We start from the raw sequence: 25,602 nt of genomic DNA, 5'->3' as shown, positions 1-25,602 counted from the left end.
ATGGCCCCAGCATACCGGGCAGTCTTGGGCGGCTACTGGCTGGGGTGGCTTTTGCTGGGGCTGGGGTTTGGGCTATTGCTGTGGTTTATCGTGGCCTGGTGGCACCAGACCGAACCGGCCTCCGGCTCCCAAAAGCTGCTGATTGTCCTCGGCTTTTTGGGGGTGGTGTGGGGTATTGCCAGGGTGGCCCGGCAGTTTGTGGACACCCCCAACCCGGTCATCGGCTTCACCCCCGCGGCCCTCACCCTGCTGGCCCTGGTGGTGACCGCCGAGGCCCTGCTGCGGGCCTACCAGGTGCCCCCCGGCCTGATTCCTACACCCAGCCGGGTGCTCTCCACCTTGCTGGAGGTGCGGGATGTGCTTTTGCAGGACGCGTTTCAAACCGTGGTGCTGGAGGCCCTGGTGGGCTATCTGGTCGGCTGTAGCCTGGGTCTGGTTACGGCCTTGCTGGTAAGCCGGTATGTGTTTTTGGAGCGGGGACTTCTGCCGTACGCTGCGCTTTTTAGCAGCATCCCGATAGTGGCCCTGGCCCCGGTGCTGGTCAAGATGATCGGGATTGACTGGCCCTCCAAGGCGGTTATCGTGGCTATTACGGTGTTTTTTCCCATGGTGGTGAACACTTTCCGGGGTCTGACCGAGGTCAGCCCGCTCTCACTCGACCTGATGCGCTCGTACGCCGCCGGGGAAGTGCAGCAGTACCGCTGGCTGCGCCTGCCCAACGCCCTGCCCTTCATCTTCAACGCCCTCAAGCTGGGTACGACCCTGGCCATGATCGGGGCCATCGTGGGCGAGTTCTTTGGGGCCAACGGCCAGGGGCTGGGCTTTCGCATCCAGATCGAGGCCGGGCGTTTTGGCTTCGACATCGTCTGGTCGGCCATCATTGTGGCCTCGGTGATTGGCATCGCCTGGTATGGCCTGGTGGCGTGGCTCGAGCGTAGGTTTACGGGATGGCACGTATCTTTCCGCTAGCAGGGGTGCTGGATGAACCGCAGCTCTACCTGCAACTTATCCAGTGAGGGGGTGACAAGAGCGCGCTTGACGAAAGGGTTGTAAGGTGCAGTAGGCTACCATCTGAAGTCGTTCTGGCACAAAAGGAGGCAAGGATGAAGAAGTGGTCGGTCGTTTGGGTACTGGCAGTTTTCTTGCTGGCGTCGTTGGCGAGCGCCCAGCAAAACCTGGTGAAGGTAAACCTGCAGCTCAAGTGGTTTCCGCAGGCCCAGTTTGCTGGTTTCTTTGTGGCTAAAGAACGGGGCTTTTTCCGGGCCCAGGGGCTGGATGTAACCCTGCTACCGGCGGGCGACCAGTCCCCCATTCAGGTGGTGCAGTCCGGCGCGGCCGACTTCGGCACCACCTGGATTGCCGACCTGCTCACCGCTCGGGAGCGCGGCATTCCGGTGGTGCACCTGGCCCAGATTTTCCAGCGCTCGGGCTTTACGCTGGTGGCGCTGAAATCCACCGGCATCAAGGACCTGTGCAAAGACCTCAAGGGTAAGAGCGTGGGGGTCTGGCCTTCCGGCAACGAGTACCCGGCGGTGGCCCTGTTCCGCAAGTGCGGCCTGACCAGCTCGCTGGACCCCCGGGTAACCAACCCCGATGTCACCGCGGTGAGCTACCCCTTCGACCCGGCCCTGGTCTTCCCCGACAAGGTGCAGTTGGTCTCGGCCATGACCTATAACGAGGTCAACCAGATCGCCGGGCTGGGCTACGACGAGACCAAGGTGGATGTGTTCAAGCTGGCCGATGAGGGTATCAACCTGCTTGAAGACCTGATTTTTACCACCGAACGGGTTTTGAATGACCGCAACTTCAAGGGTTCGGGCCTCACGGGCCGTCAGGTGGCCGCGCGCCTGATTCGGGCCTCCATCCAGGGCTGGAACTGGGCGGTGGCCAACCAGGCCGAGACCGTCGAAAAGTATGTGCTGCCCTTCTGCGGCAACACCTGCAAAGGCTCCGGCACCCGCGCCGACGCCAAGGGCCACCAGACCTGGCAGATGGCCGAGATCGCCAAGCTCTACAACGCCGGGGCCACCACCAAAGGCTGGGCCGGCTTCCTGGTGCCTGCCGACTACCAGGCCTCGGTGCGCCTGCTGCGCGAGCAGGGCATCCTGACCAAAGACCCCCCGGCGGCCACCGTGGACTACGGCCCCTGGGAAGCCGCCACCGGTAAGCGGGCTCGAGACTGGAAATAACCCGTACCTGAGCCAAAGACAATCGTGCCAGAGGGGCGGCCAGCGCGTCGCCCCTATTTCACCCCAAGGCTATCCAAACAGATCGCTTTCCTGGAGACAACCATGCTAAACCCCCAACGAACCATCGCCGAACTTAAGGAGCTGCGCGAACTGACCGCCGACGAAAACGGCGCCTGGCGGGTGGCCTGGAGCGATACCTGGCTCAAGGCGCGCGAATGGTTTAACCGCAAGCTGGAGGGCCTACCGGTGGAGCAGCACTACGACGCCGCCGGCAACAACTGGGTGACGCTCAAAGGCAAAAGCGAAAAGGCCCTGCTGATTGGCGGCCACCTGGACTCGGTGCCGGGCGGGGGCTGGCTGGATGGCTGCTTGAACGTACTGGCGGGCCTCGAGGTTCTGCGCCGCATCGCCGAGGAGTACCAGGGGAACCCCCCGGTCACGGTGCGGCTGGTGGACTGGGCCGACGAGGAGGGGGCCCGCTTTGGCCGCAGCCTGCTGGGTTCCTCGGCCTTCTCGGGCACCCTCGAGCCCGAGTTGGAAAAAGACCGCACCGACAAGGACGGCATCCGCCTGGAGGAGGCCCTGCGGCGCTGCGGGGTGGAGATGGATAGGATGCTCGAGGCCCAGAGTGAGCAGAAAAACGCCGCAGCCTACCTCGAGCTCCACATCGAACAGGGCCCGGTGCTGCTGGATATGGGCCTGCCCCTGGGGGTGGTGCTGGGAACCTTTGGAGTCGAGCGCCACGCCATCACCTTTAGGGGCCAGGCCGCCCACTCCGGCTCCACGCCCATGCATAAGCGCAAGGATGCCTTTCTGGCCGCAGGCAAAATGGCCTCCGAGATCTACAACATTACCGACCGCAACGGAGGGGTTAGCACCATCGGGAGCTGCGTTACCAAACCGGGGATTGTGACCAGCGTGGTGGCGGAATGCACCATCACCCTCGACCAGCGCCACCTCGACGCCGAGGCCCTGGCCCGGCTCAAGTTCGAAGCCGAAAAAGCCAGCCAGCGCTTCGCCCGCGAGGGGGGACTGCCGGAGCCGGAGTGGAGCACCATCTGGCGGATTCACCCCATCCTGTTCCACCCCGACCTGATCGAGTTCTGCGACCAGGCCATCCGCGAGGTGGCCGGGGTCTCGCACCGCCTGCCCTCGGGGCCCCTGCACGACGCCGCCGAGGTGGCCCGCGCTGGCATTCCCACGGTGATGATGTTCGTGCAGAGCCTGCACGGTATCAGCCACAACAAAATCGAGGACACCAAAGAAGAACACCTCGAGCTCGCGGTGCAGGCCCTGGATCGGCTGGCCGAGAAGACCATGCACTGGATTGCCAAGCAGTAGGGTATGCACCTGCCCACCCTGCGCCAGATTCTCGAGCTTCCCGCCTTTGCCGGGGCGGAACTGCTCTCGGGGCAGGCTCGGCTCGAGGCCCCCATCACCTGGGTGCACGTGGCCGAGGTGCTGGACGTGGCCCGGCTGCTGTCGGGGGGTGAGCTGGTGCTTTCCACTGGCCTCGAGCTCTCCCGCAGCACGCCCGAGGCCCAGGTGGCCTATGTGCGCTCGCTGGCCGAGGCCGGGGTGGGGGGGCTCGGCCTCGAGCTGGTGCAGTGGCTCACCGAGGTGCCCCCGGAGATGCTGCAAACCGCCCGAATGCTGCAATTCCCCATCCTGGTTTTTCGCAGCGAGGTGCGCTTTGCCGACCTGACCCGCGCGGCCCACGAGCGCATTCTGCGCCCGGCGGTGGATAGGGAAGAGCCGCTGCTGGACTCGCTCCTGGAGGCCCTGGTCGAGACCGGCCGCGACCGCAGCTTTCTGCAGCGCCAGCTAGGGGCCATTCTGAACCTGCCCAGCCGGCCCCGCAGCACCCTGCTGGCTACCCTGGAAGCCCTGCTGGCCTCGCAGTTCAACATCGCTGAGACCGCCCGCCGGCTGGGGGTGCGCCGGCAGAGCATCTACTACCGCCTCGAGCAGCTCAGGGGCATGCTGGGCGACCTCGAGAGCCCCGAACGGCGGCTGGGCTTGTGGGTGGCGCTGGAGCTGCTCAAGCGCTAAGCCGTATGAGTTTTATGAGTGCTTATCGGGCGTTTTTACTTCACCACTGTAGGGTAAAGTCCGCCGCTTGAATAGCCGCCCCACCCCCATCGCTGGGCGCAATTTCTGGCAGGCTGGAGATGGAGGAATCTATGCCCCTGCTGATCTGCCCAAACTGCCAGACCGGAATGAACGAAATCCAGCGCAACGGTGTGCACATAGACGTCTGCCCCAAGTGCCGGGGTGTCTGGCTCGATGGCGGTGAGATGGAAAAACTGCTGGGCCAGGTGCGCCAGTACGAACAGGAATACGAGGCCGAGATCGAGCGCTACCGCCAGCAGTACGCCCCCCCGCCCACCCATCACCGCAACCCCTACGACACCGACGACGACGAGTACTACAAGCGCCACGGTAAGAAGAAAAGCAAGCTGGGCCGGCTTTTTGACCTGTTCGACTAAATTTCCCGACAACCTTAGCTGGGGCCGACTGCAGGGTGTGGTAAGCCGTATAATCGGTGCGTACAGAAAAGGAGCCCTGCTATGGATCGAGTCCAACGCCTTCGCACCGTGGTTGCTGCTGCGCAAAAGCACCCCGTTTACGCCCAAAAACTCAGCAATGTAGACGTCCAGAGCCTGACCCCTGAGCGTATTGCCAGCCTGCCCCTCACCACCCGGCAGGAGTGGCTGGCCTATATCCAGTCGAACCCCCAGCCCCCCAAAGGCGCAGCCCTGATGCACCTGACCCCGAGCCCGGCCATCGGCTGGATGCCCGAGTACCTCTCCGCCGAGGATGTGGAGTACCAGGCCCAGGCTTTATCGGCCCAGATGCAGCGCCTGGGGGTGGCCGGCAAGAAAGCCCTGGTGGCTTTTGGCTACCACATTTTTGCCGGCGGCTGGCTGTTTCACGAGGCCCTGCAACGGGCCGGTGCGATGGTTTTGCCGCATGGCCCCGGCGAGGCCGAGCGCATCGTGCAGCTACAGCAGCAGTACGGTTTCGAGATTCTGGTCGCTAACCCCAGCTTTGCCATGAAGATTGCCCAGGCCGGGGGCCGGTTTGAGCTTTTGATGGCCGGTGGCGAACCCTTTACCTCGGTGCCGGGCTACCGCGAGAAGCTCGAGCAGGCCATTGGCGGGGTTGCGGTTGACGCCTACGGCACCTCGGAGCTGGGGGTGGTGGCCGGGGAGGGGCTGGAAAAAAACGGGCTGTGGGAAATCCCCGAGATGGCCATTATCGAGGTGCTCGACCCCGAGACCCTCGAGCCCACCCCGGAGGGCGAAAAAGGGGAGATGGTGGTGACCTCGCTCTCGCGCACCCTGATGCCCATGATCCGCTTCCGCACCGGCGATCTGGCGGTGGTATTGCGCCCTGAGGGGCGGCTCTGCCTGCCCAGGGGGGTGATTGGGCGCACCGACCTGATGGTCAAGGTGAAGGGGGTCAAGCTCTACCCCACCGAACTGGCTCCCCTGCTGATGGCCTTTGGCATTGACCCCCGCGGCGGTGCCCAACTGGTGGTGGAAACCAAAGAAGGGGGCACCGACAAGCTCACCCTGCGCATCAAGGCCGAGGCGGTGCCGCCCCAGCTTGGCCCGGCCTTGCAGCAGGCCACCGGCATCCGCCTGGACGAGATTCAGGCCGACCCCGCCCTGGAAGGGCCGCCGCTGGTGGATAAGCGCTACTAAAAATCTCTTCTGCGAACCCCTCCCAGCGCAATGAGCCTGGGAGGGCAATGCTTTGGGCCATTGGCTGGCCGGGGCACGGTAGATTTTTCTACAATGTTTGCCCTTGTTCCAAACTATCTTCTAAGTAACAACCTGGTTGCGTCGGGAAGGTGGAAGTGTAAGATGTTGGCGACAGTCGGTCGGGCAGTGCGGGCTTTACCAGGCCTCGTGAAGATGGGCACAAGCTCGACCACCCTAAGTTAAGAGGAGGCGCATGTCACCGATTAGTGAGTATCAGGCTCTGCTGGTGTACTTGGCTGTTGCCGTCGGCATTGCCGTGCTGGCAACCGTGGTGGGGGCCCTGCTGGGCCCTAAAAAGGGCGGTCGTTTCAAGTTGATGCCCTACGAGTCGGGCAACGACCCCGCCGGGGAGGTCAAGCGCTTCCCGGTGCACTTCTACGCGGTGGCGATGCTGTTCATCATCTTCGATGTGGAGGTGGCCTTTTTGTGGCCCTACGCGGTGAGCGCCGGTACCGTGGGTGTGGTGGGCTTTTTCGGCCTGCTGGCCTTCACGCTTTTGTTGTTCGTGGGGTTTTTGTACGAGTGGTACAAGGGCGTGATGAAATGGCACTAGTGGGCCCAGCCCGAAGACAAAGGGGGTTTTGAATGGCAACCATTGCAGACTTATTTACAAAAGACGTGCAGGAACTGGAAAACGAGGGGGTTTTGTTTACCACCCTCGAGAAGCTCATTGCCTGGGGGCGCTCGAACAGCCTGTGGCCGGCGACCTTTGGCCTGGCCTGCTGTGCCATCGAAATGATGGCCTCGACCGACGCCCGCAACGACCTATCCCGTTTTGGCTCCGAGGTCTTCCGGGCCTCACCCCGTCAGGCCGATGTGATGATCGTGGCCGGGCGGCTCTCCAAGAAAATGGCCCCGGTGATGCGCCGGGTCTACGACCAGATGCCCGACCCCAAATGGGTCATCTCGATGGGGGCCTGCGCTTCCTCGGGGGGGATGTTCAATAACTACGCCATCGTGCAGAACGTGGACAGCGTGGTGCCGGTGGATGTGTTTGTGCCGGGCTGCCCGCCCCGGCCCGAGGCCCTCATCTATGCGGTGATGCAGCTTCAGAAAAAAATCCAGGGCAAGGCCCGCGACGACCAGGGTCGCAAGCTGCCCAAGGTGGAGGCCTGGAAGCGCTAGGGCGCTCGAGGTGGACATGCAAAAGCTGACCGAGCTAAAAAAACAGGCTCAAGCCAACGGTTGGGCCATCGAGGAGGCCCACGGCAACACCTGGGTGGTGGTGCCCCGCGGCGAGTTCAAGGCCTTGCTGACCCAGCTCAAAAGCCAGGGTTGGAACTACCTGGCCGACGTGGTGGGCATTGACTACCTGAAATACCCCCAACCCAAACCGGAGCGTTTCTGCGTGGTTTATGAGCTGGTTTCGTTGCCGGGCTACCAGGGGGGCGATGGCAGCCGGGTCTTCATCCGGGTGTATGTGCCCGAGGCCAACCCCAGCCTGCCCAGTCTGACCGATCTATGGATGGGGGCTGACTACCTCGAGCGCGAGGTCTTCGACCTGCTGGGCATCCGCTTCGAGGGCCACCCCGACCTGCGCAAAATCCTGACCCCCGAAGACCTGGAAGGCCACCCCCTGCGCAAGGACTTCCCCCTGGGCGAGACCCCCACTTTGTTCAAGGAGGGCCGCTTCATTGATCCCGACGCTTTCCGGGCCGGCCTGTCCGGCGATAAAGGCGGCATGACCGGCTGGCGGGGGGGTACCCGCAAGGGTTACCAGGATGTGGCCGCTGAGGTGCAGAAGGTTGTGAAGGGAGGCAACTGATGGTGCGCGACCCGCAAAAGCTACACAGCCCCTCGGTGGAGGCCTACGATATCGCCGATGCGCCGGAGCTGAAATCCGAGGTCATGACCCTCAACGTGGGGCCCCAGCACCCCTCAACCCACGGGGTGCTGCGGGTGGTGGTGGATCTCTCAGGGGAGCAGATTCTGCGCCTGACCCCCCACATCGGCTACCTTCACACCGGCTTCGAGAAGAACATGGAGCACCGCACCTACACGCAGTGCATCACCTACACCCCCCGCATGGACTACCTGCACAGCTTTAGCCACGACCTGGCCTACGCCCTGAGCGTGGAAAAGCTGGTGGGGGCCCAGGTGCCCCCCAGGGCCCAGGCCATCCGGGTGATGCTCAACGAGCTGTCCCGCATCGCCTCGCACCTGGTCTTCCTGGGGACGGGCCTGCTGGACTTTGGTGCGCTGACGCCGTTCTTCTACGCCTTCCGCGAGCGCGAGGCGGTGCTCGACCTCTTCGAATGGGTCTCGGGGCAGCGCTTCCACCATAACTACATCCGGATTGGCGGCCTCAAGGAAGACCTGCCGCCGGAGTTTCTGGGCGAGGTGAAGAAGTTCATCGCGCAGATGCCGGCCCGGATCGACGAGTACGAGGCTTTGTTCCGGGAAAGCCCCATCTTTTACGAGCGCGCCCGCGGTGTGGCGGTGATCCCCCCCGAGGTGGCCATCAACCTTTCCCTTACCGGGGGCAGCCTGCGGGCCTCGGGGGTCAACTACGATGTGCGCAAGGCTTATCCCTACGCGGGCTACGAGACCTACGACTTCGACGTCCCGGTGCTGACCGGGGGCGATGTCTTTGACCGGATGGTGATCCGCATCCTCGAGATGCGCGAGTCGGTCAAGATCATCCGGCAGGCCGTGGAGCGGCTCGAGGCCCTCGGGCCAGGCCCCATCCGCGACCCCAACCCGCAGATCTCGCTGCCACCACGCCACCTGCTGGAGACCTCGATGGAGGCGGTAATCTACCACTTCAAGCTGGTCACCGAGGGCTTCCACCCGGCCCTGGGTGAGGTCTACGTGCCCACCGAGAGCGCGCGGGGTGAGCTCGGTTACTACATCGTTTCCGACGGGGGTTCCATGCCCTACCGGGTCAAGGTGCGGGCGCCCAGCTTTGTGAACCTGCAAAGCCTGCCCTATGCTTGCAAGGGCGTGCAGATGGCCGACATGGTGGTGGTAATCGCATCCTTGGACCCGGTGATGGGGGACGTGGATCGGTGAGTTTTTCGCGGGGGTCTGGCGAGTCTAGGCCCCCGATGATGCGGAGGCGTATGGGATTTTTCGACGATAAGCAAGACTGGTTAAACGAGGTATTCGCGCAGTACCCCGACCGACGGGCGGCCCTCATGCCCATGCTGCGGCGGGTACAGCAGGACGAGGGCTGGATCTCCCCTGAGCGCCAGGAGGAGATCGCCCGAATCTTAGGCATCACCGCGACCGAGGTTGCGGGCGTGATGAGCTTTTACAGCTACTACCAGGCCCTGCCCACCGGCAAGTACCACCTGCAGGTGTGCGCCACCCTGAGCTGCGCCATTGGCGGGGCCGACGAGCTGTGGGATGAGCTGGTCGAGACGCTGGGCATCCTGCGCGGGGAGGTGACCCCTGACGGGCTCTTCAGCATTCAGAAGGTGGAGTGCCTGGGCTCCTGCCACACCGCGCCGGTGATCCAGGTCAACGACGAGCCCTATGTGGAGTGCGTGACCAAGGCCCGGCTGCACGCGCTTTTGCAGGGCCTGCGGGAAGGGAAGAAGCTCGAGGAGATCGCCCTACCCGGCAAGGTGGGGCACGAGGTGCACGTGCGTGGGGAGGAGGTGGGCGCATGACCGGCCCCATCGTGAGCGGGAAAGACCCCCGTTTCGAGAAGACCCTCTACAAACACGTGGGCCAGCCCAACTCCTGGACGCTCAGCTATTACCTGGCCCACGGCGGCTACCAGGCCATCCGCAAGGCCATCGCCCAGGGCCAGGACTGGGTGATCGAGGAGGTCAAGAAGTCCGGCTTGCGCGGGCGCGGTGGGGCGGGCTTCCCCACCGGGCTCAAGTGGAGCTTCATGCCCAGAAACACCGGCAAGCAGCACTACATCGTCTGCAACGCCGACGAGTCGGAGCCGGGCTCCTTCAAAGACCGCTACCTGATGGAAGACGACCCCCATCAGCTTATCGAGGGCATGATGATTGCGGGGGTGGCGATCCAGGCCAGCAAGGGCTACATCTACATCCGCGGCGAGTACCGCCGGGCCTACGACCGGCTTATCGCGGCGATTCGCGAGGCCTATGCGGCGGGTTACCTGGGTCAGAATGTGATGGGCACCGGCTTTAGCTTCGACCTGTATGTGCACCGGGGGGCCGGGGCCTACATCTGCGGTGAGGAGACCGCCCTGATGAACTCCCTCGAGGGCCTGCGGGCCAACCCCCGCATGAAGCCCCCCTTCCCGGCCCAGGCCGGCCTGTGGGGGATGCCCACCACCATCAACAACGTGGAGTCGCTCTGCTCGGTGGTGCACATCATCGAGCGCGGGGCCGACTGGTTCGCCAGCATGGGCACCGAAAAGTCCAAGGGCCACAAGCTCTTCCAGGTCTCGGGCCCCTTCAAGCGCCCCGGCGTGTACGAGCTGCCCCTGGGCACCACCTTCCGCGAGCTGCTCTTCGACTGGGCCGGGGGCCCCACCGAGCCCATCCAGGCCATTATTCCGGGGGGCTCTTCCTGCCCGCCTTTGCCCTGGAACGACGAAATCCTCGATACCCCCATGGACTACGAGTCCATCAGCGCCAAGGGCTCGCTGCTGGGCACCGGGGGGGTGATCGGCATCCCGGCCAGCATGAGCATGGTGGATGCTATGTGGAACATAACCCGCTTCTACGGCCACGAGTCCTGCGGCAAATGCACCCCCTGCCGCGAGGGGGTTTCGGGCTGGATGGTGAGCCTGTTCGAGAAGATCGGAACCGGACAGGGCCAGAAAGGCGATGTGGAGCTTTTGGAGAGCATGCTCGACCAGATCGAGGGCCGCAGCTTCTGTGCGCTGGCCGATGCGGCCTGCTGGCCGGTGCGTGGCAGCCTCAAGCACTTCCGCCACCAGTTTGTGGAAGCTGTAGAACAGGGCAGGCCGGTCGAGCGCCTGGGGAGCCGCTGGGGGTGAGGTAGGGAATGGCCAAGGTAACCATTAACGACAGAACCATAGAGGTACCGAACGGCACCTCGGTGATGGATGCCATCTTCCACGCTGGCTACGATGTGCCGCTGTTCTGCGCTGAGAAGCACCTGTCGCCCATCGGGGCCTGCCGGATGTGCCTGGTTAGGACCGGCAGCCCGCGCAAAGGGCCGGACGGCAACTTCATCATGGAGGATGGGCAGCCCAAAATTTTCTGGATGCCCAAGCTGGCGGCGGCCTGCATCACCGCGGTAACCGACGGGATGGTGGTGGACACCCTCTCCGACGAGGTGAAGCACGCCCAGTCGGGCATGGTGGAGCTGACCCTGCTCAACCACCCGCTCGACTGCCCCACCTGCGACAAGGGCGGGGCCTGTGAGCTACAGGATCGCAGCTACGAGTACGGCCTGGTGGAGAAGTTCTACCAGCCCGACCCCATGGAGCTGCCCATGTACACCCGCTTCGAGATGACCCGGCGGCACGTGGACAAGCACCATCCGCTCTCGCCCTTCATCGTGCTCGACCGCGAGCGCTGCATCCACTGCAAGCGCTGCGTGCGCTACTTCGAGGAGATTCCGGGCGACGAAGTGCTGGACTTTATCGAGCGGGGGGTGCACACCTTCATCAACAGCGAGGACGACGGCCTGCCCTCCAACTTCACCGGCAACATCGTGGATATCTGCCCGGTGGGGGCCCTGCTCGACCGAACCGCGCGCTTCAGGGCCCGCAACTGGGAGTACGACGCCACCGAGACCACCTCGATGGACGACGCCTGCGGGGCGGCCATCACGGTGGACACCCGCAGCGGTCTCCTCGAGCGCATCCGGGCTGCCGAGCGCCGCGAGGTGAACGAGGTCTGGATCTCCGATGCGGCCCGCTTCGGCCACGAATGGGTGAACGAGAACCGGGTGCGCGTTCCTTTGGTACGCAAGAACGGCCAACTGGTTGAGACCAACTGGGAGGAGGCCCTCGAGGCCATCCGCAAGGGCTTGAGCGGCGTGGCCAAAGCGGACATCGGCGTGTACCTGGCGGGCAGCAGCACCCTCGAGGAGGGCCTGGCGGCCCTCGAGCTCACCCAGGCCCTGGGCACGCCGCACCGCGACTTCCAGGGCCGCACCGCCTACCCGGTGACGGGGTTCACCCCGGCCAGCTTCGACGAGCTGCTGGATGCCGAGTTCGTGCTGATCCTGGGCGAGCCCACCGAGGAGGCCCCCACCCTGCACCTCAGGCTTTCGGAGTACAGCCGCGGCCTCAAACCGGCGGCCCGGCTGAACCACGGCACCCCCTTTGCCGACCTCAACATCAAGGAGCGGATGCCCCGCCTGACCCATAAGCTGGCCCTCTTCAGCGCCTACCCCAGCAACACTGCCAAGTGGGCCGGGGCCAGCGGCGTGCATGCCCCAGGGGCCGAGGCGGCCCTGCTGGCGGCCTTGCTGAACCAGGGCGAGGCCCCAGCGGGCCTGGCCGAGGCGGTGGACTGGGTCAAGGAGCGCCTGGCGAAGAGCCAGCGGGTGGTGCTGGTGCTGGGGGCGGGGGTGCTCAACCAGCCCCAGGCGGCCCTCAAGGCCCGGCAGCTCGCCGAGCGCACCGGCGCCAAGGTGATGTGCATGACCCCGGCGGCCAACGCGCGGGGCTTGGAGGCCCTGGGCTTCTTCCCCGGCAAAGGGGGTGCGGGCTGGACGGAGGCCGGGCCCAGGGCGGTTTACTATGCCTACCTGCCCACCGAGGCCCAGCTCAAGGCGGCTTCTTTCCGCATCCTGCACCTCACGCACCGGCACCCGCTGGCTGAGCGGTACGCCGACGTGATTTTGCCCAACCAGACGCCCTACGAAAAGCGCGGCCATACCCTGAACCTCGAAGGCCGGGTGCTGCCTTTGGAGCCCGTGGCCATCAACAACGGCGAAGCCGACGGGGCGGTGGCGGCGCTGGCGGTGCTGGCCGAGGCTTTGGGGGTCAAAACCCCGGTGCGGCTGGTGCGCCAGGCCACCCGCCTGTTGGTCGAAAAGCACAAACTGCCGGCGGCGCTCGAGCGCTGGCTGCCCAAAGGTACCGGCTGGGCCGCCTCCGAGGCCGATGCCACCCAGGGAGCCCTCTACCTGCGCCCCACCATGTGGCGGCGGGAGCAGGTGGTGGGGGCGGTGGCCCAGGCGATCGAACTCAGGCTGGAGATGAGTCCGGCCACGGCCCGCGCCCAGGGCCTGGCCGATGGGTACTGGGTAGAGATCGAGCTGCCCGGTGGAAGGGAGCGCCTCGAGGTCAGAACCGTGGTAGGGTTGCCCGATGGTGTGATGTACGTGCCGGCGCTGGGGGCCTGGGCGGGCCGCAGCCTGGAGGCCAAAATTCTGGTAGGAGGTGCCGCATGAACCAGACCCAACAGAAGCACCCGCGCCTGGGGTGCCTCCAGACGCGCCTGGCTTTTGGTGCACCGCTCCTGGCTGGCCTGGCCGTGGCCGCCGAGGCCACCCCCGCGGCCAGCTCGAGCGCCACCGATCCCTTGTGGATGGTGGGGATCAAGGCCTTTCTGGTCATCTTCGGACTGCTGACCGCCTTTGCCTACATGACCCTGATTGAGCGCCGCCTGCTGGCCCGTATCCAGATCCGCCAGGGGCCCAACCGGGTGGGGCCCACGGGCCTGCTGCAACCCCTGGCCGATGCCATCAAGTCCATCTTCAAGGAAGACCTGGTGGTGGCCAGGGCTGACAAAGTGGTCTTCGTCCTGGCCCCCATGATCTCCGTCACCTTCGCGGTGCTCACCTTCGGCCTGATTCCCTTTGGCCCCAAGGACGCCTTCTTTGGCTACGACCCCTGGGTGATTGACCTGGATGTGGGCCTGCTCTACGTCTTCGCGGTCTCGGAGATCGCCATCTACGGTATCTTTCTGGCGGGCTGGGCCTCCAACTCCAAGTACTCCCTGCTGGGCTCGCTGCGCTCTTCGGCCTCGCTCATCTCCTACGAGCTGGCCCTGGGCATCAGCCTGCTGGCCCCGGTCCTGCTGGTGGGCTCCCTGAACCTGCGAGAAATTGTCGAGTGGCAACACCAAAACGGCTGGCTGATTCTCTACATGCTCCCGGCTTTCGCCATCTTCCTGCTGACCAGCATGGCCGAAGCGGCCCGCACGCCCTTCGACCTGCCCGAGGCCGAGCAGGAACTGGTGGGGGGGTATAACACCGAGTACAGCTCCATCAAGTGGGCCCTGTTCCAGATGGCCGAGTACATCCACCTGATTACCGCCTCGGCCCTGATTCCCACGATCTTTTTGGGAGGCTGGCGGATGCCCGGCTTCATGGAGCAGATCCCCCTCATCGGGGGCCTGTTCGCCCTCCCGTACCTCTGGATGTTCGTCAAAATCGCGCTGTTCCTGTTCTTCTTTATCTGGGTGCGGGGTACGCTCTTCCGCCTGCGCTACGACCAGCTCATGGTCTTTAGCTGGGGCCGCCTCTTCCCGCTGGCCCTGGCCTGGTTCCTGCTGTCGGCGCTGGTGGTGGCCTTCAAGTGGCCGGTTGCGGTGCTGGGCTGGCTTTCCTTGCTCAGCCTGGTGGTCTTCTCGGCCTATGTGATTCTGACGGCCAAACCCAAGCCCCGGGCCATGCCGCGCATGGGTGCGGGCGATTAGTCTCGATTGAAAGGAGTGAACCTGTGAGCATTGCTGCACTGGCGCAAAGCATGGGGATAACCCTGAAGGCGCTGTTTTCCAAACCGGTGACCATTCCCTATCCGGATGCCCCGGTGCCCCTGAAGCCCCGTTTCCACGGGCGACACGTGCTGACCCGGCATCCCAACGGCCTTGAGAAGTGCATCGGCTGCTCGCTCTGTGCGGCGGCCTGCCCGGCCTACGCCATCTACGTAGAAGCCGCCGAGAACGACCCCAATAACCCCGTCAGCGCAGGGGAGCGGTACGCCAGGGTCTACGAGATCAACATGCTGCGCTGCATCTTCTGCGGGATGTGCGAGGAGGCCTGCCCCACCGGCGCGGTGGTGATGGGCTACGACTTCGAGATGGCCGACTACCGCTACTCCGACTTTGTCTACGGCAAGGAGGACATGCTGGTCGAGGTGGAGGGCACCAAGCCCCAGCGCCGTGAGGCGGCCTACACGGGCAAGCCGGTCAAGCGGGGTTACAGCCTGCCCTACGTGCGACCCGAACTCGAGGGCTTTAAGCCGCCCAAGTAGGGCAGACCGGAGGCTCGAGTCCAAAAGGCAGGTGTTCCCCAACACACATTGTTGGGGGTAAAATCGCTCGGATTATGTGCGACCCTAAAGGCTCGAGCCCACCCCTGGCTCTCTGGAGGAATCAATGAGTATCGGATTTTGGGAAGTCCTTGCGCTGCTTGTGCTGGTCGGTACCGGCCTGGCCGTGGTGCGGCTGCAAAACGCCGTGCACGCCGCCCTGGCGCTCATCGCCAATTTCCTGGTGGTGGCGGGTGTGTACGTGGCGCTCGAGGCCCGCTTTGTGGCTATGATCCAGATCATTGTCTACGCCGGGGCCATCGTAGTGCTCTTTCTGTTCGTCATCATGCTGCTCTCGGCGGCCAGCGCCAACGTGGGCCAGGACTTGCTGCCCCGGCTGGGCTGGGTGGCCGCGCTTGGGGCGCTGGGTCTGGCCGGCGTGCTGACCTACGCTGTAACCCGCTTTCAGCCGCCTGCCGGCACGCCGGCCCTGGGGGGCGGCCTGCCCCAGGCCCTGGGGCCCCTGCTCTACGATCCCGAGAAGTGGCTCTATGCTTTGCTGGTGGTGGGCTTCTTGCTGCTGGTGGCCACGGTGGCAGCGGTGGTGCTGATTGAACCCGAGCGGATTGTCGCGGCCACCAGTCACCCGGCCCACCTCCGACAGGATCAAAAGCCCAGCCCTTCCGCCGGGCAGCAAAAAGATGAGAAGGCGGTGGTCAAGCGATGATCTGGCTTGTGGCTTCGGCCCTGCTGTTTTCAATTGGTGCTTACGGTGCCTTGACCCGGCGCACCGCCATCCTGATGTTTTTGTCCATCGAACTGATGCTCAACGCCGCTGCGCTCTCGCTCATCAGTTTCTCCAAGCTCACCGGGAGCCTGGAGGCCCAGGTGGTGGTGCTTTTCATCATCGCCATTGCCGCCGCCGAGGTGGCGGTGGGCCTTGGTCTGATTGTGGCCATCTTCCGCCGCCGCGAGACCACCAGCGTAGATGAGCTAAGGCAACTGAGGGGGTAAAACGTGCAAGAGACCTTTCTTCTACCCCTGATTATCGCACTGCCCCTCCTGGGGTTCGTGCTTCTGGGACTTTTTGGTAAGCGAATTGGCGAGCCGGCAGCGGGCTGGCTGGCCTCCTTGCTGGTGCTGGGCAGCTTCCTTTTGGGCCTGGTCTTGCTGCTGCAGGGGGGGGGGCGCTGGGCGCTCCCGGACTGGCTGCCAGGCATCCCTTTCAGCCTCAACCTCGACAACCTCTCGGGCGTGATGCTGATGGTGGTGACTGGGGTGGGTTTCCTAATCCACGTCTGGGCCATCGGCTACATGCACGGCGACCCCGGTTACAGCCGCTTCTTTAGCTACTTCAACCTGTTCATTGCGGCCATGCTGGTGCTCATCCTGGGCGACAGCCTGCCGGTGGTCTTCATCGGCTGGGAGGGGGTGGGGCTGGCCTCGTACCTGCTGATCGGCTTCTGGTACCACGAACGGATTAACGTCGACTCGGCCCGTAAAGCCTTTATCGTCAACCGCATCGGTGACCTGGGCTTCCTGCTGGCCATGGGCCTGCTCTGGAGCATGTTCGGCACCCTCTCGATCAGCGAGCTGGCCGAGAAGGTGGAGGCTGGGGGGTATAGCTTTACCACCCTTACGCTGGCCGGCTTCTTCCTGCTGGTAGGGGCCATGGGCAAGAGCGCCCAGGTGCCCCTGATGGTCTGGCTGCCCGACGCCATGGCCGGCCCCACCCCGGTATCGGCCCTGATTCACGCGGCCACCATGGTCACGGCGGGGGTTTACCTGCTGGTGCGGCACGCCTTCATGCTGCACGACGACGCTTACCTGTCGGGTCTGATCGTTTTCATCGGCCTCTTGACGGCCTTTTACGGGGCGCTGTGCTCGCTGGGCCAGTGGGACATCAAGCGCATCGTGGCCTACACGACCCTTTCGCAGCTCGGCTTCATGTTCGTGGCGGTGGGGGTGGGGGCCTACTGGGTGGCCATCTTCCACATCGTGACCCATGCTTTCTTCAAAGCCCTGATGTTCATGACCTCGGGCTCGGTGATTCACGCCCTGGGGGGCGAGCAGGACGTGCGCAAGATGGGCGGTATGCGCAAGTACCTGCCCGCCACCCATCTGCACGGCCTAATCGCCACCTTCGCCTCGGGCGGTCTGGTGCCGCTGGCAGGCTTCTGGTCGAAAGACGCCATCCTGGCCTACTCCTTCGAGTATGGCCCCTGGCTGTGGTTCCTGATGCTGCTGGCCTCGGTGTTGGCTGCCCTCTACTCGATTCGCTGGTATGTGCTGGTCTTCTGGGGCGAGTACCGGGGCAAAGAACACCCCCACGAAAGCCCGGCGGTGATGCTCTGGCCCAACCACATCCTGATGGGTGGTGCCATTGGTGTGGGCTTTATGGGGTTGCCGTATGTGATTGATTACAAGAACTTTATCGAACCTTTCCTGACCAAAGCCATCGGAGAGTTTCCCCACGAGAAGCTGCCGGTGCTCACCGAGTGGGTACTCATCCTCACCTCGGCGGTGGTGGCGATTGCCGCTTTGTGGTGGGGCTTCCGCTTTTTCCAGCAGAAGATGCCGGCCTGGTACGAGCGCTTCCAGGCGGCGGCTTTGCAAGGCTTCTATGCCGATGCCCTGTACAACACCCTCTTGGTGAATCCGGCCAAAGGGCTAGCGGAGCTTTTATTCGGGGGTGATAAGGGTCTGCTGGCGGGTTTTGCTGGCCTGGGTAACCTGGTAGGCGGGCTGGGGAGCCTGCTGGCGAGGCTCGAGACCGGGTCTTTACGCTTTTATCTGGCCGGGCTTCTGGTAGCCCTGGTGCTGTTGGTGGGCTGGGGGGTGTTGCGATGATTCATGTGGGACTGTGGTTACCCCTCCTGGCAGGTTTGTCGCTCTTTATGTTGCCGAGCCTGGGCCGCACCTTCGCTATCGTCTCGGCGGCGGTGAGCCTGGCGATCGCGGTGGCGCTGTTTGCCGGCTACGGGGGCCAGGGGGTGGCCTATGCCAGCCAGACCCCCTTCCTGCCCGAGGTGGGGGTCTACTATGCGGTGGGGCTGGATGGGGCCGGTTTGCTGTTGTGGATTGCAGTGGGCCTGGTGGTGCTTTTGGGTGTATGGATTGCCGAGGTACCGGTGCGCTTCCTGGCCCTGGCTCTGATGATGCAGACCGGTTTGTTGGGCATTTTTGCAGCCCAGGATCTGATCTTTTTCTATGCCTTCTTCGAGGCCACGCTGATCCCGGCGCTCTTGATGCTGTGGTTTTACGGGGGGGCGGAGCGCCTAAAAGCCATCTACATCTTTGCGCTGTTTACCCTGGTGGGCTCGCTGCCCATGCTGGCTGCCATCTTCGCGGTGCGCTACCTGGGCGGGGCCGAAAGCTTCCTCTATACCGACCTGGTGGCCCATCCCCTGACCGGGCAGGCCGCGGTCCTGGCCTTTCTGGGCTTTTTAGTTGCCCTGGCTGTCAAAACGCCGCTCTTCCCGCTGCATGCCTGGCTGCCTAGCTTCCACCAACAAAACCACCCCTCCGGCCTGGCCGATGCTATGGGCACCCTGTACAAGGTGGGTGTCTTTGCCCTGTTCAAGTGGGCCATTCCCCTGATGCCCGAGGGCTTCAAGGAGTGGCAGGGCTTGCTGCTCTTCCTGGCCGCTTTTGGGGCGTTGTACGCCGCCTGGCTGGCCTTCAGCGCGCCCGACTGGAAAACCTTGCTGGCCTATGCCGGGGTTTCCCACATGGGCGTTGCAGCCCTGGGGCTCTTTAGCGGCAACATGGAGGGCACTGTAGGGGCGCTGTACCTGCTGGGCGCTTCAATGATTTATGGTTCCGCTATGTTCCTGTTTGTGGGTCTGGTGTACAAGCGCACCGGCAGCCTGGACATCCTTCCGGTGCGTGGTCTGGCCAGGCACACCCCGGCGCTCTATGTGCTGGGCATGTTCTTGCTGATGGCCATGATCGGGCTACCGGGGCTCTCGGGCTTCCCCGGCGAGCTGATGGTGTTGCTGGGGGCCTACAAGGTCTCGCCCTGGCTGACCTTCCTGGCGTTCCTGGCGGTGATTGCGGCGGCGGCCTATGCGCTCACGGCCTTTCAGAAGCTTTTCCAGGAAACCCCCCAGGCCCAGGCTGTGCCCGATATGGACACCCGTGAGTGGGGTTTTGCGGCTGTTACGGTGGGGGTGCTGCTTCTGATGGGCCTTTATCCAAAGCTTTTTACGGTCTACCTCGAGCCTCTCGGTAAGGCCCTTGCGGCGCTCTTTGGAGGTGCTTCATGACCGACCGCAAGCGCCAGGTTTTTAGCTCTTTTGCGCGGATGGGAGGTGCGCGATGCTGACTTTGTACTTGCTGGCAGGCTTCGCCACCGTGCTGTCGCTGCTGGCCTTCCTCATCTCCCGCGAGGCCAACCGCATCGTGACCGTGGCGGCGCTGCTGTTGGCGGGTTTGTTCTCTCTGGTGGGCTGGGGCCAGACCGTGGAGGCCTTTGGGGGCCTCTACCGCTTCGATACCCTGGCCCGGGGCCTGACCCTGGTAGCCATTCTGGGTGGGTTGTGGGCGCTTTTGCTGGGGCCTGCTAAGAAATTTGAATACCCCTTGCTGGTGCTGTTTGCGGTGACCGGTATGCACGTCATGGCCAGCAGCCCCAACCTGGTGGTGCTGGTGATTGCCTTGGAGGTTTTCTCGCTGCCGCTGTACGTACTGGCCACCTGGCAGCGCGATGAGAAAGGTTTTGAAGCGGGCCTGAAATACTTCCTGCTGGGGGCGCTGGGGGCGGCCATCTTTCTCTATGGCATCGCCCTGTACTTTGGGGCAACCGGCAGCTTTATGGTGGGTGCGACCGGCTCGGGGCCGCTCTACGTGGCTGGGTTGTTGCTGATTATGGCGGCGTTTGCCTTCAAGACCGCCATGGTGCCCTTCCAGTGGTGGTCGCCGGACGTTTACCAGGGGAGCCCTACGGTGGTCACCCTCTTTATGGCCACGGCGGTCAAGGCGGCGGCTTTTGCGGCCATGCTGCGCATCTTTACCCCTGAAGGCCTGGAAGCCTGGGGGGTCGGGATGGCTGCCCTGATTGCCCTCAGCACCCTGTTTGGGAATCTGGGAGCTCTGTCTCAGACTGAAGCCAAGCGGCTTTTTGCTTACTCCTCCATCGCCAATGCGGGCTACATCGGCCTGGGGCTGTTTGGCCCCACCGGGCAGGCCACCATCCCGTTCTATCTGCTGACCTACGGCCTGGCTACGGGCCTGATCTTTGCGGTGCTCTCGATGCTCTCCAACCAGGATGTACCGCTCGAGCGCCTGCGGGGCCTGTGGTACCGCAAGCCCCTGCTGGGCGGGGCCCTGGGGCTGGGCATTCTTTCGGTGCTGGGGCTGCCCCCGCTGGCCGGGTTCTGGGCCAAGTACCTGGTCTTCCAGGAGGCGGCCCGGGCCGGGTTCTACGGACTGGTGGTGCTGGCCCTGGTCACCTCGGCCATTGGCGCTTACTACTACCTCCGGGTCTTCTTCCTGATTTTCAGCCAGCCCACGCCGGCCCAGGAAGCCGAAGACCGCGAGGCCGAGGCGGCCCTGGCCCAGTATGGCAGCTCGGAAGCGCCGGGGGTTCCGGTAGCGGCGGCCCCGATGGGCCTCACCCAGGCCCTGATGGCCCCCGCGACGCGAACGGGCCTGCCTGCGGCGGGGATGCTGGTGGGGGCGATGGCCCTGCTGGGCCTGCTCTCGGTTCTGCCTGGACTGGGCCTGCGGGCCTTCAGCGCGGGCCTGCCCCCGGCGGCAGCGGCTGTAACCATCACCGCACCGGCGGACGGTTCGACCCTGGCAGTGGGCAGCTATACCCTGCAGGGGGCTGGCCAGCCAGGGGAGACCCTCGAGCTCTTCGACAACGGCGCGGCCCTTGGCGCTGTAACGGTAGGCTCCGATGGGCGCTGGAGCTTTGCGCTCCCGGTCTCGGCCCTGACCGCCGGTGCACACACCTACGAGGCCCGCCGCCCCGGGCAGATGACCGGGGCCAGCGTCCGCGTGACCGCCACGCCCCCGGTCGAACCCACCTTTATCGCGCCTGTGGATGGGGCCACGGTTTCGGCCACCGGTTTTACCCTCCAGGGTACGGCCCAGCCGGGCCAGACCGTGGAGGTTTTTGAGGACGGGGCCAGCCTGGGGCGGGTCAGCGCCGATGCCAACGGGTTGTGGAGCTTGAACGTTCCACCGCCCTCGAGCGGCACCCGCACCTATGAGGTGCGCGCCGAAGGCGCAACCTCGGGAAGCAAGATTGCCCTGGTGGTGGCCGAGGCCCAGGCCGGGGCTGCCTGCAACCTGCAGTTTGCCCTCTCGAACCTTCAGGCCGGGGGTACGGTCTCCCGTCCATTCCGCTTCGGTGGGGTGGGCTCGGCCAGAAGCTATACCGTGCTGGTCAAGCGCGGCGACCGCGTGATCGGGCGGCGCGACCTACCCTTGAGCGCCGCCTGCGGCTGGAGCTACTTCTCCGACCCCGGCCCCGGCCAGATCACCTACGAGGTGCGCCCCACCGGGGCGCCCGAGAGCGAGCCGCCCCTCGCCACCATCTCGCTCAATGTCCAGTAGGCTTTTTTTGGTCTGGGGGCTCGCGCAGGTGGGCCCCCAGGCTGTTTAACCCTCGAGGGGCCGATTGGCCCACCCCGCAGAAGACCTGCAATGGTTGGCTTTATAAGCTGCCATCGGCGGATACCAGAGCCCACCAAATAAAAAGCGCCCAGCCTAGGGCGCTCGTGCCATCCGGGCTAGGGCGCAGCGGTGGGGGGCACCTGTACGCCGGTAATGGACACCGGCTTGGCGGTATCAGAGGAGTTAGGAGTCCCATCACCTAGCTGACCCTGAACGTTGCTGCCCCAGGCCACCATCGAGCCATCGTCCAGCAGGGCCAGGGCGTGGAAGATGCCCGCCGTTAAGCCCCGCACGCTTCGACCTGTGGGTATGCCCTGAACATCCACCGGGGTGGTCTGGTCGCCCGTGGTGGCACCGTTGCCAAGCTGGAAGCTGTCGTCGTGCCCCCAGGCCTTGACCGAACCATTGCTCAGAACGGCCAGGGTGAACTCGTAGCCCGCCGCAATGCCCACCACGTCCGTTAGGCCCGTGACCGGAACCGGTACGTTGCTGTTTGTGTTGCTGCCATTGCCAAGCTGACCGTGGTTGTTATAGCCCCAGGTACGCACCGTTCCGTCAGCCAGCAGCGCGACCGAGTGGTTGCCCCCGGCAGCGATGGCCTTTACACCTGGTAGGTTTGATACAGCGGTCGGTACGCTGTAGGGCGTGATGTCTCCGGTTCCCAGCTCGCCGTTGGGGTTGTCGCCCCAGGCCCAGACGCTGCCATCGGCTTTGAGGGCTAGGGTGTGGTCGTCGCCGGCGGCCAGGGCAATTACGTCGCTCAAGCCAGGAATAAGCGCGGGCGATTCCTGTGGGGCAGTGATTGTGCCAAGGCCGAGCTGGCCCACATCGTTGCGCCCCCAGGCGTAGACGGTGCCTTCGGAGGTCAAAGCCAGGGAGTGGTAGCGGCCTGCCTGAACAGCCACAGCCTTGATCCCAGCCGGCAGGATGTTGTCGCGCAGGTTGGGGGCGGTGTGGGTGCCGCTCGAGTCCCCCGGCCCATCCCCCAACTGCCCGTAGTCGTCTCGTCCCAGCGTAACCACCCGGCCATCGTTGGTGAGGGCAATGGCGTGGTACTCGCCCAGGGAAATCGAGACTGCATCGTTGATGAGAGAAGCCTGGGTGGGGGTGCTATCGCTGGGGCTGGTGGTTGCCCGGCCTAGCTGCCCGTAGGTGTTGTCGCCCCACGACCAGACCTGGCCGTTGGGTTTGATGGCCGCGCTAAAGTAGCCCCCGGCGGCCAGGGTGTTGGCCCGCAGCACCCGCAGGGTAAGGGGGGCGGTGCGGGTCAGGTTGCCGCTGCTGGCCTGTACGATGAGGTTGTAAACACCTTCTGGAACCGTGCGGTCTACTGAAAGGGTTACTGGCCCGGAGGCGCTCAGGCTGGCCGGGCTGAGGCTGATACCGCTGAGGGGTGATTGCAGGCTCAGGCTCACCGAACCGCTAAACCCGGCCTCGGGGGTGAGGGTGAGGCTGAAGTCTGAGAAGCTCTGACCCTGGGCCCGCAGGGTGCTCGAGCGGGTCAGGGCAATGTTGAACGAGGTTACGGTTAGTTCAAAGCTGACGGTTTTGCTCAGGCTGCCCTGGGCAGCCACCAGCGCGAGGGTGCTGGGGCCGGTGGGGGTGCTGGAAGTGGTGTTGAAGGTGATGGTGAAGTCCTGTGGGTTTGGCCCGCTTACCTCGATGGTGCTGGGTGAGACCGTGATGCCCGCCGGGGGGTTTTGCAGGCTCAGGTTCACAGTGCCGCTAAAGCCGTTCTGAGGGGTGATGGTGAGGGTACTCGAGGCCGAATCACCAGGGCTGACCAAAGCGCTGCTGGGGTTGAGGGATAGTGTGAAGTTGGGCTGAGACTGCGATTGCGTGCTACAACCAGTCAACATCAGACCAGCCACTGCGAGAGGTAAGAATAACTTCTTCACAGTACCTCCTTGCTAAATTCGATTTCATCATAGAGCTTGAGCAATTCGAAGTCGGTGACAAATGTGGCACTGGGTTTACTAAGTTTCAGTTACCTGGTTGAAGCCACCCGCTTCAGCCGCTCTAAAAAAGCCGCAAAATCTTCTGCATTTTCCAGCACCAGCACCTCGTCCTCTACCGTCAGCGCGAAGCCTTGTTCGCAATGCGATAGACACGATACAAAATCTACCTCAATCCCCTGGCCCTCCCCGCCAAAGTAGCCCACCCCCAGGCGGGACTGAAGAAGCTCGATCCAGCCCGCAAAGTGCTTTTCGTCCTCCCGGGCGTGACAGCCGGTACAGATAGCCAGGCGCATCAGCTTTTAAGGCGCTCGAGCAGGTACTGGGGCAGTTCCTTTACCGCTACCCGCTCCTGCTGCATGGTGTCGCGGTCGCGCACCGTCACGGTGTCTTGCAGGGCGGTGCTGCCGTCCTGGCTTTTGCCGATGGTGTCGTAGTCCACCGTAACGCAAAAGGGCGTGCCCACCTCGTCGTGGCGGCGATAGGCTTTGCCGATGTTGCCGGTGTCCTCGTAGAGCACCCGGCCAAAGCCCAGGGCCTGCAAATCGGCCTTGAGGCGGCGGGCGTAGCTGGTGATCTCCTCTTTGTTTTTAGCCAGCGGGATGACCGCCACCTTGATGGGGGCCAGGTGCGGCTTGAGTTTAAGCACGATGCGCTCCTCGCCGTTTTCCAGCTTTTCCCGAGTGTAGGCCTGGGACAAAACCGCCAGCACCCCCCGATCAACCCCCGCCGAGGGCTCGATCACAAAAGGTACGAACCACTCTTTGGTCTCGGGGTCTTGCACTGCCAGCTTGGCGGTGGAGTCGTGGTTTTCCAGCACCCGGGCCTGAATCTTCAGCTCGGCCTGGCCCTTGGTGTGGCTGCCCAGGTCGTAGTCGCTGCGGTTGGCGATGCCCTCAATCTCCTCGAAGCCCAGGGTGGGGAAGTTGTACATCAGGTCGAAGGTGCGCTTGGAGTAGTGCGAGAGGTCTTCCTTGGGCACGTCCAGCACCCGGATTTGCTCGCGGGGGATGCCCTGCGCCTCCCACCAAGCCAGGCGCGCCTCGAGCCAGCGCTGGTGCCATTCTTCGTCGGTGCCGGGCTTCACAAAGTACTCGATCTCCATCTGCTCGAACTCGCGCACCCGGAAGATGAAGTTGCGCGGGGTAATCTCGTTGCGGAAAGCCTTGCCAATCTGGGCCACCCCAAAGGGTAGGCGGCGGCTGGTGGCATCGAGCACGTTTTTGAAGTTGATAAAGATGCCCTGGGCCGTCTCGGGACGCAGGTAGCCGTAGGAGTCTTCGTCGGCCACGGGGCCAATCTGGGTTTTGAACATCATGTTGAAAGGCCGCGGGGGTGTCCAGTCGCCGGGCGCGCCGTCGGCAGGGTCTATGACCCGGGCGGTGTTCATGGCCAGGGCGGCCTTCTCGGGTTCAGCCAGCAGGCGCGAGACCAGGGCCGCCAGGCTCTCGTCCTGCTGTAGCCCCATGGCTTGTGATAAAGCCTGTAGCACGCTGGGTTTTTGCTCCTTGAGGAGGTGATCCAGGCGGTAGCGCTTTTTGGAGATGCGGTTATCCACCAGGGGATCCGAGAAGGTGGCCTCGTGGCCCGAGTAAAAAAGCACCAGCCGGTGGGTCAGGATGCTGGCATCCAGGCCTTCTATATCGTCGCGCTCGTAGACGTTGGCCCGCCACCAGGCGGCCTTGAGGTTGTTTTTGAGTTCAACCCCCAGGGGGCCGTAGTCGTAGGTTCCCTGCAAACCCCCATAGATATCCGACCCAGGGAAGATAAACCCCCGGCGCTTGCACAGGCTTACCAGTTCTTCCATCGTTTCAGCAGGCATAGCTTGCTCCTTTTGGCTGGGCAGGATTGGGGCCCCTCACCAGCTTATGCCGGGAAAAAAGAAACCCCCGGCACGCATGCCTGGGGACGAATACGCGCCGGGAAAGGCGCGGACATCCGCGGTTCCACCCCAGTTC

Annotated in this window: 23 protein-coding genes; 20 read left to right on the top strand and 3 right to left on the bottom strand. The window is 64.0% G+C overall.

The features are described 5' to 3' along the window. The 20 genes from MRUB_RS09540 (at position 1) to MRUB_RS09445 (ending at position 21,629) form a co-directional block, all read left to right on the top strand. Complete coding sequence (locus tag MRUB_RS09540) at positions 1-969, top strand: ABC transporter permease (protein ID WP_013014139.1); 969 nt, start codon at positions 1-3, stop codon at positions 967-969. 134 nt (positions 970-1,103) lie between these two features. Beyond that, positions 1,104-2,189, top strand: coding sequence for an ABC transporter substrate-binding protein (locus tag MRUB_RS09535; RefSeq protein WP_013014138.1), 1,086 nt, complete (start codon positions 1,104-1,106; stop codon positions 2,187-2,189). A gap of 102 nt (positions 2,190-2,291) precedes the next feature. Continuing rightward, positions 2,292-3,530: a Zn-dependent hydrolase gene (locus tag MRUB_RS09530; protein ID WP_013014137.1), complete on the top strand. Its 1,239-nt coding sequence runs from the start codon at positions 2,292-2,294 to the stop codon at positions 3,528-3,530. A gap of 3 nt (positions 3,531-3,533) precedes the next feature. Beyond that, positions 3,534-4,241 carry a PucR family transcriptional regulator gene (locus MRUB_RS09525; RefSeq protein WP_013014136.1) on the top strand — a complete coding sequence of 236 codons (708 nt, stop codon included), beginning with the start codon at positions 3,534-3,536 and terminating at the stop codon, positions 4,239-4,241. A gap of 131 nt (positions 4,242-4,372) precedes the next feature. Further along, entirely contained in the window at positions 4,373-4,678 is a 306-nt protein-coding gene (locus MRUB_RS09520; protein ID WP_013014135.1) for a TFIIB-type zinc ribbon-containing protein, read from the top strand. Between the two features lie 81 nt (positions 4,679-4,759). Further along, entirely contained in the window at positions 4,760-5,899 is a 1,140-nt protein-coding gene (locus MRUB_RS09515) for a phenylacetate--CoA ligase family protein (RefSeq protein WP_013014134.1), read from the top strand. 253 nt (positions 5,900-6,152) lie between these two features. After that, entirely contained in the window at positions 6,153-6,512 is a 360-nt protein-coding gene (locus MRUB_RS09510; protein WP_013014133.1) for an NADH-quinone oxidoreductase subunit A, read from the top strand. Between the two features lie 32 nt (positions 6,513-6,544). Further along, complete coding sequence (locus MRUB_RS09505) at positions 6,545-7,084, top strand: NuoB/complex I 20 kDa subunit family protein (RefSeq protein WP_013014132.1); 540 nt, start codon at positions 6,545-6,547, stop codon at positions 7,082-7,084. 16 nt (positions 7,085-7,100) lie between these two features. Then, positions 7,101-7,724, top strand: a complete 624-nt coding sequence (locus MRUB_RS09500) for an NADH-quinone oxidoreductase subunit C (RefSeq protein ID WP_013014131.1) — start codon at positions 7,101-7,103, stop codon at positions 7,722-7,724. Further along, positions 7,724-8,971 (top strand): NADH dehydrogenase (quinone) subunit D, encoded by a 1,248-nt coding sequence (gene nuoD, locus MRUB_RS09495; protein WP_013014130.1) that lies wholly within the window; start codon positions 7,724-7,726, stop codon positions 8,969-8,971. Before MRUB_RS09500 ends, nuoD begins: the two co-directional genes overlap by 1 nt. A 50-nt stretch (positions 8,972-9,021) precedes the next feature. Continuing rightward, positions 9,022-9,573 carry an NADH-quinone oxidoreductase subunit NuoE family protein gene (locus MRUB_RS09490; protein WP_015586847.1) on the top strand — a complete coding sequence of 184 codons (552 nt, stop codon included), beginning with the start codon at positions 9,022-9,024 and terminating at the stop codon, positions 9,571-9,573. Then, positions 9,570-10,886: an NADH-quinone oxidoreductase subunit NuoF gene (gene nuoF, locus MRUB_RS09485; protein ID WP_013014128.1), complete on the top strand. Its 1,317-nt coding sequence runs from the start codon at positions 9,570-9,572 to the stop codon at positions 10,884-10,886. The genes MRUB_RS09490 and nuoF overlap by 4 nt, the downstream gene beginning before the upstream one ends. An 8-nt stretch (positions 10,887-10,894) precedes the next feature. Next, positions 10,895-13,261: a molybdopterin-dependent oxidoreductase gene (locus MRUB_RS09480; RefSeq protein WP_013014127.1), complete on the top strand. Its 2,367-nt coding sequence runs from the start codon at positions 10,895-10,897 to the stop codon at positions 13,259-13,261. A 137-nt stretch (positions 13,262-13,398) separates the two neighbouring features. Beyond that, positions 13,399-14,511 carry an NADH-quinone oxidoreductase subunit NuoH gene (nuoH, locus tag MRUB_RS09475; protein ID WP_036198637.1) on the top strand — a complete coding sequence of 371 codons (1,113 nt, stop codon included), beginning with the start codon at positions 13,399-13,401 and terminating at the stop codon, positions 14,509-14,511. A gap of 23 nt (positions 14,512-14,534) precedes the next feature. Further along, positions 14,535-15,068: an NADH-quinone oxidoreductase subunit NuoI gene (gene nuoI / locus MRUB_RS09470; RefSeq protein WP_013014125.1), complete on the top strand. Its 534-nt coding sequence runs from the start codon at positions 14,535-14,537 to the stop codon at positions 15,066-15,068. Positions 15,069-15,192: 124 nt separating this feature from the next. Further along, complete coding sequence (locus tag MRUB_RS09465; RefSeq protein ID WP_013014124.1) at positions 15,193-15,792, top strand: NADH-quinone oxidoreductase subunit J family protein; 600 nt, start codon at positions 15,193-15,195, stop codon at positions 15,790-15,792. Next, positions 15,789-16,079 carry an NADH-quinone oxidoreductase subunit NuoK gene (nuoK, locus tag MRUB_RS09460; protein ID WP_013014123.1) on the top strand — a complete coding sequence of 97 codons (291 nt, stop codon included), beginning with the start codon at positions 15,789-15,791 and terminating at the stop codon, positions 16,077-16,079. The genes MRUB_RS09465 and nuoK overlap by 4 nt, the downstream gene beginning before the upstream one ends. 3 nt (positions 16,080-16,082) lie before the next feature. Beyond that, positions 16,083-17,915, top strand: coding sequence for an NADH-quinone oxidoreductase subunit L (nuoL, locus tag MRUB_RS09455; protein ID WP_013014122.1), 1,833 nt, complete (start codon positions 16,083-16,085; stop codon positions 17,913-17,915). After that, positions 17,912-19,333: a complex I subunit 4 family protein gene (locus tag MRUB_RS09450; protein WP_013014121.1), complete on the top strand. Its 1,422-nt coding sequence runs from the start codon at positions 17,912-17,914 to the stop codon at positions 19,331-19,333. The genes nuoL and MRUB_RS09450 overlap by 4 nt, the downstream gene beginning before the upstream one ends. A gap of 52 nt (positions 19,334-19,385) precedes the next feature. Continuing rightward, positions 19,386-21,629, top strand: coding sequence for a proton-conducting transporter transmembrane domain-containing protein (locus tag MRUB_RS09445; protein WP_013014120.1), 2,244 nt, complete (start codon positions 19,386-19,388; stop codon positions 21,627-21,629). Between the two features lie 176 nt (positions 21,630-21,805). On the opposite strand, the gene MRUB_RS09440 is transcribed toward MRUB_RS09445, so the two are convergent. The 3 genes from MRUB_RS09440 to MRUB_RS09430 form a co-directional block, all read right to left on the bottom strand. Next, entirely contained in the window at positions 21,806-23,587 is a 1,782-nt protein-coding gene (locus MRUB_RS09440) for an RCC1 domain-containing protein (protein WP_013014119.1), read from the bottom strand. 89 nt (positions 23,588-23,676) lie between these two features. Then, a complete protein-coding gene (locus MRUB_RS09435; protein ID WP_013014118.1) occupies positions 23,677-23,940 on the bottom strand; it encodes a hypothetical protein in 264 nt (87 codons plus the stop codon). Further along, positions 23,940-25,466 carry a glycine--tRNA ligase gene (locus tag MRUB_RS09430; protein WP_013014117.1) on the bottom strand — a complete coding sequence of 509 codons (1,527 nt, stop codon included), beginning with the start codon at positions 25,464-25,466 and terminating at the stop codon, positions 23,940-23,942. Before MRUB_RS09430 ends, MRUB_RS09435 begins: the two co-directional genes overlap by 1 nt. Between the last annotated feature and the right edge of the window lie 136 nt (positions 25,467-25,602).

Origin of the sequence: Meiothermus ruber DSM 1279, from assembly GCF_000024425.1 — a bacterium.
GTDB lineage: Bacteria > Deinococcota > Deinococci > Deinococcales > Thermaceae > Meiothermus > Meiothermus ruber.
The sequence above is the reverse complement of the archived record's forward strand: the minus strand, read 5'-3'. Positions and strand labels throughout refer to the sequence as shown.